15 protein-coding genes and 1 pseudogene are annotated in these 13,942 nt (G+C 65.3%); 6 read left to right on the top strand and 10 right to left on the bottom strand.

All coding sequences use genetic code 11. The annotated features are described in order from the left end of the window. Window positions 1-13 precede the first annotated feature (13 nt). The 9 genes from phnC to phnF form a co-directional block, all read right to left on the bottom strand. Window positions 14-820 carry a phosphonate ABC transporter ATP-binding protein gene (gene phnC, locus AC2EAL_RS08675; RefSeq protein ID WP_484723796.1) on the bottom strand — a complete coding sequence of 269 codons (807 nt, stop codon included), beginning with the start codon at window positions 818-820 and terminating at the stop codon, window positions 14-16. A gap of 88 nt (window positions 821-908) precedes the next feature. Continuing rightward, window positions 909-2,078 (bottom strand): alpha-D-ribose 1-methylphosphonate 5-triphosphate diphosphatase, encoded by a 1,170-nt coding sequence (locus AC2EAL_RS08670; protein WP_484723795.1) that lies wholly within the window; start codon window positions 2,076-2,078, stop codon window positions 909-911. Further along, window positions 2,065-2,778 (bottom strand): phosphonate C-P lyase system protein PhnL, encoded by a 714-nt coding sequence (locus tag AC2EAL_RS08665; protein WP_484723794.1) that lies wholly within the window; start codon window positions 2,776-2,778, stop codon window positions 2,065-2,067. Before AC2EAL_RS08665 ends, AC2EAL_RS08670 begins: the two co-directional genes overlap by 14 nt. Beyond that, window positions 2,765-3,508 (bottom strand): ATP-binding cassette domain-containing protein, encoded by a 744-nt coding sequence (locus AC2EAL_RS08660; RefSeq protein WP_484723957.1) that lies wholly within the window; start codon window positions 3,506-3,508, stop codon window positions 2,765-2,767. Before AC2EAL_RS08660 ends, AC2EAL_RS08665 begins: the two co-directional genes overlap by 14 nt. Before the next feature lie 53 nt (window positions 3,509-3,561). Next, complete coding sequence (locus AC2EAL_RS08655; RefSeq protein WP_484723793.1) at window positions 3,562-4,476, bottom strand: alpha-D-ribose 1-methylphosphonate 5-phosphate C-P-lyase PhnJ; 915 nt, start codon at window positions 4,474-4,476, stop codon at window positions 3,562-3,564. Next, window positions 4,473-5,525, bottom strand: coding sequence for a carbon-phosphorus lyase complex subunit PhnI (locus tag AC2EAL_RS08650; protein ID WP_484723792.1), 1,053 nt, complete (start codon window positions 5,523-5,525; stop codon window positions 4,473-4,475). The genes AC2EAL_RS08655 and AC2EAL_RS08650 overlap by 4 nt, the downstream gene beginning before the upstream one ends. Further along, on the bottom strand, window positions 5,525-6,058 hold the full coding sequence (gene phnH / locus AC2EAL_RS08645; RefSeq protein ID WP_484723791.1) for a phosphonate C-P lyase system protein PhnH: 534 nt from the start codon (window positions 6,056-6,058) through the stop codon (window positions 5,525-5,527). Before phnH ends, AC2EAL_RS08650 begins: the two co-directional genes overlap by 1 nt. Then, window positions 6,058-6,486 carry a phosphonate C-P lyase system protein PhnG gene (locus AC2EAL_RS08640; RefSeq protein WP_484723790.1) on the bottom strand — a complete coding sequence of 143 codons (429 nt, stop codon included), beginning with the start codon at window positions 6,484-6,486 and terminating at the stop codon, window positions 6,058-6,060. The genes phnH and AC2EAL_RS08640 overlap by 1 nt, the downstream gene beginning before the upstream one ends. Beyond that, window positions 6,479-7,204 carry a phosphonate metabolism transcriptional regulator PhnF gene (gene phnF, locus AC2EAL_RS08635; protein WP_484723789.1) on the bottom strand — a complete coding sequence of 242 codons (726 nt, stop codon included), beginning with the start codon at window positions 7,202-7,204 and terminating at the stop codon, window positions 6,479-6,481. Before phnF ends, AC2EAL_RS08640 begins: the two co-directional genes overlap by 8 nt. Window positions 7,205-7,357: 153 nt before the next feature. Between phnF and AC2EAL_RS08630 the strand changes: the two are divergent. Continuing rightward, a pseudogene (locus AC2EAL_RS08630) lies at window positions 7,358-8,064 on the top strand (IS6 family transposase). A gap of 620 nt (window positions 8,065-8,684) precedes the next feature. Here the strand turns inward: AC2EAL_RS08630 and AC2EAL_RS08625 are convergent. Beyond that, window positions 8,685-9,590, bottom strand: a complete 906-nt coding sequence (locus AC2EAL_RS08625) for a LysR family transcriptional regulator (RefSeq protein WP_484723788.1) — start codon at window positions 9,588-9,590, stop codon at window positions 8,685-8,687. 114 nt (window positions 9,591-9,704) lie between these two features. On the opposite strand from AC2EAL_RS08625, the gene AC2EAL_RS08620 reads away from it, so the two are divergent. Genes AC2EAL_RS08620 through AC2EAL_RS08600 form a run of 5 tightly spaced genes read left to right on the top strand, consistent with a single transcriptional unit; the run spans window position 9,705 to window position 13,890 of the window. After that, complete coding sequence (locus AC2EAL_RS08620) at window positions 9,705-10,427, top strand: LamB/YcsF family protein (RefSeq protein WP_484723787.1); 723 nt, start codon at window positions 9,705-9,707, stop codon at window positions 10,425-10,427. A 9-nt stretch (window positions 10,428-10,436) separates the two neighbouring features. Next, the gene (locus AC2EAL_RS08615) at window positions 10,437-10,670 is read left to right on the top strand and encodes an acetyl-CoA carboxylase (protein ID WP_484723786.1); all 234 of its coding nucleotides are present in this window, start codon (window positions 10,437-10,439) and stop codon (window positions 10,668-10,670) included. Then, window positions 10,670-12,046, top strand: a complete 1,377-nt coding sequence (locus AC2EAL_RS08610; protein ID WP_484723785.1) for an acetyl-CoA carboxylase biotin carboxylase subunit — start codon at window positions 10,670-10,672, stop codon at window positions 12,044-12,046. The genes AC2EAL_RS08615 and AC2EAL_RS08610 overlap by 1 nt, the downstream gene beginning before the upstream one ends. 10 nt (window positions 12,047-12,056) lie before the next feature. Further along, a complete protein-coding gene (locus AC2EAL_RS08605) occupies window positions 12,057-12,932 on the top strand; it encodes a 5-oxoprolinase subunit B family protein (RefSeq protein WP_484723784.1) in 876 nt (291 codons plus the stop codon). After that, on the top strand, window positions 12,922-13,890 hold the full coding sequence (locus AC2EAL_RS08600) for a 5-oxoprolinase subunit C family protein (RefSeq protein ID WP_484723783.1): 969 nt from the start codon (window positions 12,922-12,924) through the stop codon (window positions 13,888-13,890). Before AC2EAL_RS08605 ends, AC2EAL_RS08600 begins: the two co-directional genes overlap by 11 nt. The last annotated feature ends 52 nt before the right edge of the window (window positions 13,891-13,942 follow it).

Here is a 13,942-nt window from a genome sequence, read left to right as displayed (position 1 = left end):
CTGGGGTTGGGGGTCAGGCCGGCACCTTGGCCCTGACAGAGGTCGAGGTGACGGATTCGGAAAACTCGGCCAGCCCCTCGCTGCCGTAGATGTCGCGCAGGACATCGTCGGTCAGCTGCCGTGGCGAGCCGTCAAAGAACACCCGGCCTTCGCGCATGGCGATGATGCGCTGGCAGTAGGTGCGGGCGGTGTCGATGGTGTGCAGGTTGACAAGGACGGTCAGCCCGTCTTCGGCGTTGATCGTGCGCAAGGCCTCCATCACGCGGGTGGCGTTGCCGGGATCAAGGCTGGCAATGGGTTCGTCGGCCAGCATGATGCGGGGTTTCTGCACCAGGGCGCGGGCAATGGCGACGCGCTGCTGCTGGCCGCCCGAAAGGGTTCCTGCCCGTTGCAGGGCCTGGGGTAGCAAATCCAGCCGGTCCAGCGCGCGCAAGGCCTCAGCGCGTTCAGCGTCGCTGAACCACATTGCCATCGAGGACAGAAAGCCATGGTCGGCCAGCCGGCCCACGAGCACATTCGAAAGCACATCCAGCCGGTCGACCAGATTGAATTGCTGAAAGATCATCGCGCAGTCGCGGCGCCAGTCGCGCAGCGCCTTGCCGCGCAGCCCGGTGATGTTGCGGTCGCCGTGGCGGATCGTGCCTTCCGAGGGGTCAATCAGCCGGTTGATAAGCCGCAAGAGCGTGGACTTGCCGGCGCCCGATCTCCCGATGACCCCGACAAACTGCCCGGCAGGGATTTCCAGCGAGACGCGGCTTACCGCCGTTGTCTCGCCGAAGCGGCGGGTGACGTCCGAGAGGATGAGGCTGTGCTGTTGCATGACCCCATCATTTGCGCATCAGGTAACCTCACAGAGTCATCCGAATGAATTTTCCAACACGGCTATGTGACGCTTCCAAGACGCCGGTTCAGGCTGCGGCATCCAGGGTCAGCGATCCGTCGGAAAAGATCTTGCGCCCGCCCCGGAACGTGGAGCGTACGTGCCCGATGCCGGCGTCATCGGCGATCACGAGATCGGCGCGAAGGCCAACGGAGATTGCCCCGCGATCCGTCAGCCCAAGCGCGCGCGCCGGGTTCAGCGTGGCCAGCCGCGTGGCGCCGGAAAGCCCGGCGGGATCGGTCTTCGCCAGCTCCAGCACTGCCGGAAGGATGGCCGAAGGATGATAATCGGCGGCGAGGATGTCCAGAAGCCCGGCTGCATGCGCGGCGCGTGCGGACAGGTTGCCGGAATAGCTTTCGCCGCGCACCGCATTCGGCGCGCCCATCGCGGTCGCTAGACCGCGCGCGCGCGCCTCTGACGCCGCCTCGACCGTCACGGGAAATTCGCTGATCGTGGCGCCCAGCGACTGCATCAGTGCCACCTTGTCCACCGTATCGTCGTCGTGGCTGGCCAGCGGAATGCCATGCGCCGCGCAGATGCGCGAGATTGCTGCCAGCGTCGCTGCCACGTCGCCCGCATGGGCGCGCTTTTCGTCGATCCGGTCCTGGATATGCGCCTCGGCCTCCTCGGGCGTCAGGCCAAGGTCGCGCTGAGTGCGCCGGGCCAGATGTTCCAGGTCGCGATACTGGCCCTGTCCGGGCGTATGGTCGGTCAGGGACACAAGGTCCACCGTGCCATCGGCGATCAGTTCCTCGACCACGGACAGAGCGTTCGGATAATTGATCTCGAACCGGGCATGCACGCGGTGATCGACCTTCAGCATCGATCGCATCTCCTTCAGCGCCCGCAGCATGTCCTTGGAATGTTCATAGCTGCGCATGTGGCCGTAAGCCGACTTGGGGTTGAAACTTACCGCCGCATAGGCCGTGGTCACGCCGGATACCTTCAGCCGCCGGTCGAGGTCGCGCAAGCCCAGTTCCATCGGCATCTTGACGTTCGGGCGCGGTTCCACCTCGCGCTCGATCATGTCGCCATGCATGTCGATAAAACCGGGCATAAGCAGCAGCCCTTCGCCATAAAGCGCCGCACCGGGGACGATGCCGTCGCGCACCTCGGCGATGGTTTCGCCCTCGATCCGGAGGCTTCCGCACGGCAGGACTCGGTCTTCCAGAACGATACGGAAATCAGACAGCCACATCGCTTGCCTCTCTTGCCTGCAGTTCAATCTCGCCGTCGATCAGCGCCGCCACATCGCCCGGATGGTGAAAGACGCCGATCATTGCGACACCCGCGGCCTTCAACTCGCGCAGGCGGGAGACCAGCGCGGTCCGGGCGCCCACGTCGAGGGACGCCGTGGGTTCGTCCAGAAGCAGAAGGCGCGGTGGCTGGATCAGGGCGCGGGCCAGGTTCACCTTCTGCTGCTCGCCCCCAGAGAAATTGGTCGGATAGGCGCGCCAGAGGTCGCGCTTGACCCCGAAGGCCGCCAGCCAGTGCCGGGCATCGGCCAGCGCTTCCTCGCCCGGCAGACCGGACCGTCGCAGGGGCTCGGCCACGATCTCTTCCGCCGAGACGCGGGGCCGGGCGAGCAGGAATTGGGTGACAAAGCCCATTTCGCGCCGCCGCAGCTGCGCGATGTCGACGTCAGCCGCTCGGGCCAGGTCGATCATGCCGCCCGCATGGCGGAACCAGACCTGTCCGGCGTCCGGCAGGTAGCTGCGCCAGATCGTGCGCAGAAGCGTGGACTTGCCGACCCCGTTCGGCCCTTTCAAGAGCAGGAACTGTCCAGGCCGCAGGTCGAAGCTGATGCCAGTGAAGGCGTGCAGGCTTTGGCCGAGATGGTGCATGGTGAAGGTCTTGGACAGGCCTTCCACCCGCAGGAGGGGTTCAGAGTTTGGCATGGACCAGCTCCTGCGTGTAGGGGTGCTGCGGGTCCTGGAAGACTTGGTCGACCAGCCCTTCTTCGACCACCCGGCCATGGCGCATCACCATCACCCGGTCGGCCATGGTGCGGATCACGCCGAGGTCGTGGCTGACGATGACCATTGTGATCGCCAGATCGCGTTGCAGCCGCTTCAGCGTGTCGAGGACAAGGGCCTGAACGCTTACGTCGAGCCCCGTGGTGGGTTCGTCCAGCAAGAGAAGCGCGGGTTCCAGCGCGATGGCCTTGGCTAATTGCACCCTTTGCTGCATGCCCCCCGACAGCAGTTTTGGCGGATCGTCCATCCGGGTCAGGGGAAACTCGCTGGCCTCCAGCGCGGCCTTCGCCCGGGCGCGCAGCGCGACAAAGCTGCGCTCGCCCGCCACAAGCAGGCGTTCGGCCACGTTGCCCGATGAGGAATGCCCCATCAGAAGGCCCAGATGCGGGTTCTGATAGACAATCCCGATCCGCAGCGCGCAAAGCTTACGGCGGGCAAAGCGGTCCAGTTCAAACAGGTTTCCCGGGGTGTCGGGCAGGGCCAGCCGATAATCGCCCGCGTCCGGCGTATCCTCAAGATTCATCATCCGCAGAAGCGTGGACTTGCCCGATCCGCTTTCCCCGACGATGCCCAGCACCTCGCCCGGCCAAACGGTGACATGCACATCCTCCAGTGCCGTTACCGCGCCGAAACGGCGCGACACGCCTCTCATCCGAATCAGCGGTGCGCCTGTCACCAGCGCCGGGGGCAAGCGGTCCATCATCGTCATGGCTTGAACTTTCCGTTTTCATACCACATCGGGCCGATAGTCGCGGGTGCGCCTTCTGCCCGGCGGATCGCCTTGATACCAAGGTTGCTGTCCGAAGCTTCGAACAGCGACCCGCCGCCCTCTTGCGGGATTTCATTCATGAACACGCCCCGCAGCCCCGACCGATGGCAGGCCAGATCGGCATGATCCTCCACCTTGTAGGGCACGTCGGAAAAGACCAGTGGCTCCACCCTGGTGAAGGGGGGCACGGCGTAAAGTCGTTTCTCGCGACCCGCCGAAAGGAATGTCAGATGCTGCGCCATATGCAGCTTCGGCACGTCCCAGCGCGGGATGGGCGACGGCGTCATCACATGTCGCCCATTCACTAGCGACGGATAAGCCGCACCCTGCATGATGCGGCCCGACCGGACCATCTGTTCATAAAGCACCAGCCACAGCCGCCCGTAATCGGCGTCGGCGTGCATCTGGCGGGCAATCGACATGTTTGGTTGCACGGGGCGCAGGGGTTCGGGGTTCGGAACTTGCAGGACCAGAACCTGATCCTCGCGCAGCTTCTCCTCCGGCACGCGGTGGCGGCTCTGGATCAGCGTTGCTCCAAGCGTGTCCCAGGTCTCGGCCGCGCCCGACACGCGCGACAGGAAGCGTCGGATCGAGGCGGCGTTCACACTGTCATCCGCGCCCTGATCAATCACCTTCACGACCGAATTCGTCCGCAAGAGCGTCAGCGTGACCTGCAATCCGCCGGTACCCCAACCGCGCGCCATCGGCACTTCGCGGCTGGCATAGGGCATCTGGCAACCGGGCACAGCGATGGCCTTCACCATCTTGCGCCGCATCTCGCGCTTGGCCGAGGCGTCGAGGAACCCCCAGCTCATCGCGGCCCAAGGCTTGGTCAGGCTGGACAGGGTCATGCCGGAACCTCTTCGGTCTTGGCGGCCTTTGCGCCCCGCAGCGCGTCAAGCGACGACTGGAAGGTCACATAATGCGGCAGCTTGAAATGGATGCAGAAGCCCGAGGCTTCGACCGGCTCGGTGTGATAAAGGACGAACTCTTCCTCGACCGGCGACCCCTTGGCCGCCCCCGGCGCGTTCAGATCCAGCGTGGCCCCGGCGATGGCCTTGACCTCGTTCCAGCCGAAGGCGGCGCAGAAGCCAAGGTCCAATTGCCCCGACTTCCCCTTCGACGTCACCTCGGCCTGCGAAACCCGCACCCGCCCGGCCGAAAACAGGGTGCCCGAAGGGTGGCGGACCATCACCTCGGCCTCGCCAAGGCGCAACTCGTTCACGGTGGGATGGGCGTTGCCATAGCCGCGCATCGCGGAATAGCCCAAGGCTAAAAGCCCGCCCGTATCGGCCCGGGCCAGAGATTGCAGGCTGTGCGCGCGGCTGGCCGGAAACAAAAGCGGTTCGCGCGTGACATCCGGAATGGCATCAAGGGCAACATCCCTGCGTGGCGGGTCAGCGACCAGACCGTTGGCCTTTTGCCAATCGGCCAGACTGGGCTGCCGGGCCGGGGCCGGATGCGCCGCTGGTGTCACCGGCGGCGGAGTGAAGGTTTCGCCCTCAAGCACCTCCGTCGCCAGAATGCGGTGGGAGTAATCGAGGGTCGGCCCAAGGATCTGGCCGCCCGGAATATCCTTGAACGCCGCCGAGATGCGACGATGGGTCAGGATTTCCCCCTGCTGCACGGGTTCGGCAATCGCCAGTCGTGGCTGCGTGGTGCGCCACGCCCGCAGCAGAAGCACCGCCTCGTAAAGATCTCCCCCCGCCTGTGCCAGCGCCAAGGCCGCAAGATCGGGGTCATAGAGCGACGCCTCGCCCATCACCCGATCCACCAGAAGGGGCAGCGCGTTACGGACCTGCGCCACCCGTTCGGGTGTGATCGGACCAAGAGCCGCACGATATAGCCTTTCGGCCTGTTCGATGGCGCGTTCCCCGCCTCGCGTTGCGACATAGGCCATCAGAGAACCTCCACGGCGGTGGATCGTGGTAGTCCGACAAGACGCTGCCCATCGATAAGGACAAGATCGATACCCTCTGGATACCGACAGCGGGCACTACGCAGATCGAGCAGGCCCGCCGGCAACCCGCCAAGACGCAGTGTCGCCTGCCCGTCGATCCCCGGCCCGGCCAAGCGCAAGTGAACCCCCTCACCGATGATCGCAGACATCACCAGCGTTGCGCCTTCATCAGGATAAAGCGCCGATCCGACAGGCAGCACGGCCAGCGCCGCCATGGCGCCTTCGGCCGTCGCGCAAAAGGCGTGGTCTGCCCGGTCGGGCGCGACAAGCGCCGCCCCGGTGGCCGCGATACAACGGGCCAGTGCAGGGTCCTCGACATGGGCGCGGGTTTCCCGGTCAAGCAGGGCAAGCGCCAAATCGGCCATACCCTCGGGCAGGCTGTGCACCGTGCCGGGCCGCGCCATGGCCCACATCAACGCCTCGAAGGCGGCCGTATCGCGCAGGTCATCAGGGGTGGGTTGTGGCAGGCCCATCAGAAAGTCTCCATCTCGACACGCGTCGCCTCAACCCGACGCAGCAGAGCCGCGTCCTCTTCAGCCAACCCCGCCGCTTCGCGGGCGGAAAAGTCCGCCACCTCCGGCAGGCCGAGCGCCCGCCCGGCGTCCAGCACGGCCATCGCCATGGCGCGTTCCAGATCGCGCCCGGTCACCATCCCATAGCCCTCGACCCCCGCGGCGCGGATATGGGCCTCGGCCACCAGAACCTCACCCAGGAAGAAATCCGTCCCTTGAACCGTGTCACGGAAGGGCAGCATCACCAGCCCGGTGCGGGACTGGACCACCTCGACTGGGCCAAGCTGCGGCAGCAGGGTTTCGGCCACTGCCTTCAGCCTTTCAGGACAGCTCCGTGCCAGGGTCGAAAGGTATGCGCCAAGGTCTCCTGTCTCGCTAAGGTCAAGCATCCTCTGCCTCCAGGCTGTCGATGGAAAAGCGCACGCGGTCGGCGGACCAAATCGCCTCGGAATGACCGATCAAGAGTCCATCCGGCGCCACGTCAGTCTTGACCACCACCATCACCGGCTGGTCCGGATGCTGGGAAAGAAGTCGCGCTTCTTCTTGGTTGGCGCGGCGGGCAAAGATCTCGGTCCGCTTGCGGTAATAGTCCCCGATTCCATGTGCGGAATAGGCTTCGGTCACCGAAAGACCTGCCGCTCGCTGCTGCAGAAAATCCGGCAGGATGGCGGCCGGATGCCAGGACAGTCCGAGGCTCACCGGAATGCCGTCGGCAAGCCCGCGCCGCAACAGGCGATGCACCGGCTCACCGGTCTTGATCTCCAGCGCTTCGGCGACAGCGGCAGGAGCGGGGACGGTCTCGGCAGCCAGCGGCTCACCGGACGGGGTCAGACCCTGATCGAGCAGGTTCTGGCGGAACCGCGTCCTCCGACCGATCGCATAACGGATCAACGGAGCCGCCTCGACAAAGGTCCCGCGCCCCTGCACCACACGCAGGCGACCCTCAACCGCCAGCGCCTGCACCGCGCGCCGTACGGAATGGCGGCCGGTCTCGAATTGCGCGCAAAGGGCGGATTCTGTCGGCAGCTGCGCTCCCGGTGGCAAGCTACCTCCGTCAATTTCTGCTGCAAGTCCGTCACGTATGCGACGCCAGCTTTCCCGCCCCAAGGTCCGTGCTCCTGGTTTCAGTCATTCGAATGACTCGGGTATGACGCCAGGTTGCGACAGATGGATGACGATCGACCAAGCCTCGTGCAGCATTCTGTGTCGTCAGACGGCCTGTGGCCGTCGCCGGGCAGGAAGCATGGCCAGCGTTCCTCGCTGACCACACGATCCCCTTTCCGCTACTTCAAGCCGAGCCCCGAGATCATCCGCTTGGCGGTGATGCTCTACATCCGCTTCGTGTTCTCGCTGCGCAACGTCGAGGATCTTTTGCATGAGCGGGGCGTCGAGGTCAGCGAGAGACAGTGCGATACTGGTGGAACCGGTTCGGCCCGATGTTCGCCTCTGAATTCAAGGGCAAGCGCGTTGAAGCCATGCGCGCACATCGCCACTGGCAGTGGCTCCTGGACGAGGTCTACGTGCAGATCAACGGGGTGACTCATTACCTTTGGCGCGCTGTCGATCACGAAGGTGAGGTACTGGAATGCATCGTCACCAAGTCCCGCGATCGCAAGGCATCCCTTAAGCTCTTGAAGGGATCCATGAAGCGGCACAGCCGTCCGGAGACGATCCTGACCGATCGGCTTCGGTCCTACGGTGCCGATCTGAAAGACCTCGATCGCGGTGATGCTCGCCAGATGGGACGCTGACTGAGCAATAGGGCCGAGAACTGGCTCCTGTCGTTCCCACGACGCGAGCGAGCGATGCTGCTGTTCCGGCGCATGCGGACGTTGCAGAAGTTCGCCTCAGTCCATGCCTCGGTCTACAACCACTTTCCGACGGAGCGCCACCTCCAAGATCGCAACCCCTGCAAGATAACCCGCGCTGCCGCTCTTGCGGAAATGCGCGGCCTTCTCGCTGCCTGAGCCGAAGGTGAGTGGGCGTATCGGAGACTGGTTCCCACTCGTCTGACAGCACCACAATTGCTTCTTAGATGTGAGTCTTCCGGATCCCGCCGCGGCCGGATTTTCCCCTTGTTGGTTGTACGGGGCGGGCTGAGCACTGGCCCTTGCGAAAGGAAGCCCGGAAGCGGTCTTTCAGAATGGATGTCATCTGGGCCTCATGAGTGACCGGTTTCAGTGTCGAGGTTGTAATGCATTGAAAAATATTTTCTATTTGCAACCTCTGGCTGGAGTTGGATCAGATTGCCCCCTGCTTGCGTGGGAACTGCGGTCGAACTTCCGAGGGTCACGCCCGCCGAGTGGCGGAAGAGGGCCGGACACGATGTGCCTGCGCCGACGGGTCGCCGGTCCCTTGCTTCGTTGACGGTCTCCGGTCATGGCAACGAAGCGTCGGCTGCAGCGGGCCACTTTCCACCTGCTCCACGATCCCGCGTGCTACAGCAATCGTTTTGCAGTTCTCGGGCGGGGTCATTGGCGGCGGCTGGACGGCGCGGTTCATCCGGGGTGTGGCGCAGTTTGCGTGGCGCGACGTGTCGGCGTCGGACCTGAGGCCGGGTCAATCACGTGGGCCCGTCGCTGTGGCGTCAGCCCCCGGAACTGAGCGTGAGCGAGAGGAAGGCGCGGAATACCTGCGCGGTGCCGGAAAGCGGCCGCATCCGCGCCCATGTCAGACCCACATCCATTGATGGCACCGGTTCCACCATGACGCGCTGTTCGATCCGTTGGCCTTCCAGCGACCAAGGCCGGTAGACCATGTCGGAAAGGATCGTGACCCCCATACCGGCCGCCACCATCGACCGGACGGCCTCGACCGACGAGGTGGAGAACACCACCTGGGGCGACAAGCCATAGTGATCCCAGTATCGGCCGGCGGTGCGGCTGGCCTCGTCCACGGTCAGCATGACGTAAGGCTGCTTAGCCACGTCGTGGAGGCTGATCTGTGGCGAGGCCAACAGGGCGTGGTCCGACGGCAGCCAGAGCCGCCGGCGCGACCGGAACAGCGTTTCGGCGTCCAGCTCGCCGTGGTTGGCAAGGTTGGACGTAAGCATCACCGCCAGGTCAAGCCCACCGGTGACAAGCGCGTTTTCGATGGCCGCCCGCGGCTGTTCGGACAGTTCAAGCGTGATTCCGGGGTAGCTGCGGCGAAAGGCGGCGTAGTGGCGGGCCATGAAGTAGCCCGCGACTGTGTAGGTGACCCCAAGGCGCAGGCGGCCGGTAACACGCGATTCCTCTCCCAGCGGGCTGCGTGTAGCGTCTTCGACTGCGGCAATGATCGCGCGGGCTCGGGCCAGGAACCGCGCACCTTCCGGCGTGACGGCCACGCCCTGCGCCATGCGGGTCAGCAGCTTGACCCCCAGCTCGGCCTCAAGCCCCTGGATGCTGGCCGTCACGGCGGATTGCGAGACGTTCATCTCCATCGCCGCATGGCTGATCTGGCCGGTCTCGGCTGCGGCAATGAAGTAGCGAAGCTGTTTCAGGGTCAGTGGCATCGGGCAACCTTATCGTATTTTTCGATATCGTCTTACAGAATTTCGTATTTGCCAATGCGGGCCGAGTCGGTCCAGCATCCGGCTCAATCAAGAAAACTGACGCAGGGGGATGCGATGCCTGTCACGGTCAACTGTGACATGGGCGAAAGCTTTGGCTTGTGGAAGATGGGGGATGACGCCGGGCTGATGCCCTTCATCCACATCGCCAACGTTGCCTGCGGCTTTCATGCCAGCGACTTCGACCACATGCGCGCCACCGTGCGGCTGGCGAAGAAACATGGGGTCAAGGTTGGTGCCCACCCCAGCCTGCCCGACCTGCAGGGCTTTGGCCGGCGCGAGATGAAGGTGGGCCGCGAAGAGATGGCCAACTGCATCATCTACCAGGTTGGCGCGCTGACAGGCTTTCTCAGGGCCGAGGGGATGGAGTTGAACCACATCAAGCCGCACGGCAGCCTTTACGGCATGGCGGCGCGGCAGGAAGACATCGCTCAGGCGGTCTGCGACGCGGCGGACGTGTTCAAGGTACCGCTTCTGGGCATGACGGGAACCCTACACGAAAAGATCTATCCGGCCCGCGGGCATGGCTTTGTGGCCGAATTCTACGCCGATCTGGAATACCGCCCCGACGGCAGCCTCATCGTCACCCGCGAACATGACGCCAAGGACCCCGCACTGATGGCCGCGCGCTGCGTCCGCGCGATCACCGAGGGCAAGGGCACCGCCACCGACGGCAGCGACATCCCGGTGCGCTGCGATTCGATCTGCATCCACTCCGACACACCGAACGCCATCGCCATCGCCCGCGCGGTGCGGGCGGCGGTGCAGCCCTATACCTGAGAGGACCCCATGGCACAGCTTCTGTCCCCACTTCCCGGCACCTTCTACCGCGCCAGCGCCCCCGACAAGCCGCCCTTCAAGGCCGATGGCGATGCTGTCGCGGTGGGCGACGTGATCGGGCTGATCGAGGTGATGAAGTCCTTTCACGAAGTGAAGGCCGAGGTGGCGGGCCGGAACATCCGCTTCGCGACCGACAACGAGGAACCGGTGATGGCAGGCGCCGTCCTGGCCGAGGTGGATTGATGCTGCGAAAGCTTCTGGTCGCGAACCGGGGCGAGATCGCCGTGCGGGTCATCCGTGCGGCGCAGGACCTTGGGATCGCGACCGTCGCCGTCCATTCCGACGCCGACCGCGACAGCCTGCATGTGCAGATCGCGGATGAGGCGGTGAACATCGGCCCACCGGCCGCGAAGAAAAGCTATCTGAACATTCCGGCAATCCTTAAGGCGGCCGAAGAAACCGGGGCGGACAGCATCCATCCCGGCTACGGCTTCCTCGCCGAGAATGCCGATTTCGCTGACGCCTGCGCGGGTGCCGGGCTCGTCTTTGTCGGCCCCTCGGCCGAGGCGATCCGCACCATGGGCGACAAGGTCGCCGCGCGCTCGGCCGCCCATGCGGCGGGGGTGCCGGTGGTGCCGGGCTCGCTGGGCCGGGTCGGGTCAATCGAGGAGGCGCGCTCGATCCTGTTGGACACCGGCTTTCCGGTGATGATCAAGGCCGCCGCAGGGGGCGGCGGGCGCGGCATCCGCATCGCGAATGACCTGGCCGAGTTCGAGGCGGCCTTCCCGCAAGCGGCGGCCGAGGCGCTGGCGGCCTTCGGCGACGGCAGGCTTTACATGGAAAAGGTCGTGGCCCAGGCCCGCCACATCGAGGTGCAGGTGTTGGGCGATGGCCGCGACGCGGTGCATTGCTGGGAAAGGGAATGCTCGCTCCAGCGCCGCCGCCAGAAGGTGTGGGAAGAAGCCCCCTCCCGCGCCCTGTCCGACCGAGTACGGGATGAGCTTTGTCAAAGCGCGGTTCGGCTGACCCGAGCGGTCGGCTATTCCGGCGCGGGCACCATCGAATACCTCTACGACGACGCGGCGGACCGCTTCTACTTCATCGAGATGAACACCCGCATCCAGGTCGAACACCCGGTGACCGAGATGATCACCGGTATCGACCTTGTGGCCGAAGGCCTGCGCATTGCGGGCGGCGAACCGCTGCGCCTGAAACAGCACGACATCGTCGCGCGCGGCCACGCCATCGAAGTGCGCCTGAACGCCGAGGACCCCTCCCGCGACTTCGCCCCCTTTCCGGGAACCGTCAGCGCCCTGCGCGTGCCAGGCGGCCCCGGCGTCCGGTTCGAGTCGATGCTTTACGCGGGCTACACCGTGCCGCCCTTCTACGACTCGCTTCTCGCCAAGCTGGTCGTGCATGCCGAAACGCGCGAGGCCGCGATCACCCGGCTGGTCCGCGCCCTGCGCGAGACCCGCATCGACGGCCTGCGCACGACGAAACCCCTGTTCCTCGCACTTGCCGATGACCCGGCCGTGCAGGCCAACGCCGTTCACACCCGCTGGCTGGAAGGCTGGCTTGCAACCCATTCCACCCGGCTGGTGCCGGAGCTGGAGCCCTGAGGGAGGACCCATGTCGATCCGATTCACCTTTGGCGGCGACGAGCACATCTTCGGCGAAGTCAGCGAGGACATGTCGCTTGAAGCCTTTTTCACCTCGCTGTCCATGACCAACGCGGTCAAGGCGGCAGGCATCGCAGGCGTGACCGAGATCTGCCCGGCCAACGCCAGCTTCCAGGTCAAGTTCGACCCCGACCGCATCAAGCCCGGCGACCTCTTGAAAGAGCTGCAGGGCATGGAGGCCGCCGCGTCAAAGTCCGACGCCAGCCTCAAGACCCGCATCATGGAAATCCCGGTCCTCTACCAGGACCCCTGGACGCATGAGACGCTGATGCGCTTCCGCGAACGGCACCAGGATCCATCGAAGACCGACCTCGAATACGCGGCAGAGGTCAACGGCCTTGGCACGGTCGAGAACTTCATCAAGGCGCATTCCAGCCAGCCCTGGTTCGTCTCGATGGTGGGCTTCGTGGCGGGCCTGCCGTTCCTCTACCAGATGGTCGAACGCAAGCAGCAGCTGCAGGTGCCAAAGTACCTGCGCCCCCGCACCGATACGCCAAAGCTGACCATCGGCCACGGCGGCTGCTTTTCCTGCATCTACTCGGTCCGCGGCGCGGGCGGCTACCAGATGTTTGGCGTCACACCTATGCCGATCTACGACCCGTCGCAGAAGGTCAGCTACCTGCAGGACGAGATGTGCCTCTTCCGCCCCGGCGACATCGTGAAGTGGAAACCGGTCACGCGCGGCGAATACGACGCGGCGATCGAGGCGGTCGAGGCGAACCGGTACGAGCCGGTGATCCGACCTGCAACGTTCAGTCTGTCCGAATTCAACAAGGACATGGCCGGGACCAATGCCAAGCTGATGGAGGCGCTCAATGGCCGTTAAGGTACACTCTCCGGGCCTGTCGACCACAGTGCAGGACCTGGGCCGCCCCGGCTACTACCACCTCGGCATTCCGATCTCGGGCGGGATGGATCGCTTTGCGCTGCGTGTGGCCAACATGCTGGTCGGCAACGACGAGGGCGCGGCGGTGCTGGAAGCCGTTTTCATGGGGCCCGACCTCGAATTCACCGCGCCCGCGACCGTCGCCGTCACCGGGGGCGACTTGCCTCCCAAGCTCAACGGCGAGGATCGGCCGGGCTGGGAAGCCTTCCCGGTCAAGGCCGGGGACCGGTTGACCTTCGGCTTCCTGAAATCCGGCGCGCGGGCCTATATCGCGGTCTCGGGCGGGATCGACGTACCGGTCAAGCTCGGCTCGCGGTCGACCTACACACTGGGCGCGCTTGGGGGCCACGAAGGCCGCGCGCTGAAGGCGGAGGACGAACTGCCCGTGGGCAAGGGCGCGGGCGGCAAGGGGTCGGTGCCCCCTGCCCTGCGGCGTGGCCCCGGCAACCCTGCAGAGCTGCGGATGCTGCCGGGCCTCTATTGGCACCGGATCACGGCGGAGGCAGGCAAGCGGTTCTTCGCGGACACCTGGAAGGTCGCACCTGAGGCCGACCGCATCGGCTACCGCTTCAAGGGCGGCACCGCACTGGATTTCGTGCCCCGCGAACAGCCCTTCGGGGCAGGGTCGAACCCGTCGAACATCGTCGATGCCTGCTATCCCTATGGCAGCATTCAGGTGCCGGGCGGCACGGAACCCATCGTCCTGCACCGCGACGCGGTGTCGGGTGGCGGCTACATGATGCTTGGCTGCGTCATCAGTGCCGACATGGACCTGATCGGCCAGTTGCAGCCGCATTCCCCGGCACGATTCGTCGAAGTGACGATGGATCAGGCGCTGGCCGCGCGCCACGACCGGCAGGCGGCGCTGCAGCGCGTCCGCGACCATCTGGGCAAGTGATGCAGACGGCCGCTCATCGCTCCCCTGCGGGGGCTCTTCGCTGGGTCCGGCG

The sequence above is a fragment of the Tabrizicola sp. T74 genome (assembly GCF_057219935.1).
This window is presented reverse-complemented; position numbering and strand designations above follow the sequence as displayed.

Excerpts from the sequence above, each read along its gene's own strand:
- AC2EAL_RS08665 (WP_484723794.1), bottom strand. The coding sequence starts at position 2,778 with ATGCCAAACTCTGAACCCCTCCTGCGGGTGGAAGGCCTGTCCAAGACC.
- AC2EAL_RS08640 (WP_484723790.1), bottom strand. The coding sequence starts at position 6,486 with ATGCTTGACCTTAGCGAGACAGGAGACCTTGGCGCATACCTTTCGACC.
- AC2EAL_RS08670 (WP_484723795.1), bottom strand. The coding sequence starts at position 2,078 with ATGTGGCTGTCTGATTTCCGTATCGTTCTGGAAGACCGAGTCCTGCCG.
- AC2EAL_RS08600 (WP_484723783.1), top strand. The coding sequence starts at position 12,922 with ATGGCCGTTAAGGTACACTCTCCGGGCCTGTCGACCACAGTGCAGGAC.
- AC2EAL_RS08660 (WP_484723957.1), bottom strand. The coding sequence starts at position 3,508 with ATGAGAGGCGTGTCGCGCCGTTTCGGCGCGGTAACGGCACTGGAGGAT.
- AC2EAL_RS08610 (WP_484723785.1), top strand. The coding sequence starts at position 10,670 with ATGCTGCGAAAGCTTCTGGTCGCGAACCGGGGCGAGATCGCCGTGCGG.
- AC2EAL_RS08615 (WP_484723786.1), top strand. The coding sequence starts at position 10,437 with ATGGCACAGCTTCTGTCCCCACTTCCCGGCACCTTCTACCGCGCCAGC.
- phnC (WP_484723796.1), bottom strand. The coding sequence starts at position 820 with ATGCAACAGCACAGCCTCATCCTCTCGGACGTCACCCGCCGCTTCGGC.
- AC2EAL_RS08625 (WP_484723788.1), bottom strand. The coding sequence starts at position 9,590 with ATGCCACTGACCCTGAAACAGCTTCGCTACTTCATTGCCGCAGCCGAG.
- AC2EAL_RS08650 (WP_484723792.1), bottom strand. The coding sequence starts at position 5,525 with ATGGCCTATGTCGCAACGCGAGGCGGGGAACGCGCCATCGAACAGGCC.
- AC2EAL_RS08605 (WP_484723784.1), top strand. The coding sequence starts at position 12,057 with ATGTCGATCCGATTCACCTTTGGCGGCGACGAGCACATCTTCGGCGAA.
- phnH (WP_484723791.1), bottom strand. The coding sequence starts at position 6,058 with ATGGGCCTGCCACAACCCACCCCTGATGACCTGCGCGATACGGCCGCC.
- AC2EAL_RS08620 (WP_484723787.1), top strand. The coding sequence starts at position 9,705 with ATGCCTGTCACGGTCAACTGTGACATGGGCGAAAGCTTTGGCTTGTGG.
- AC2EAL_RS08655 (WP_484723793.1), bottom strand. The coding sequence starts at position 4,476 with ATGACCCTGTCCAGCCTGACCAAGCCTTGGGCCGCGATGAGCTGGGGG.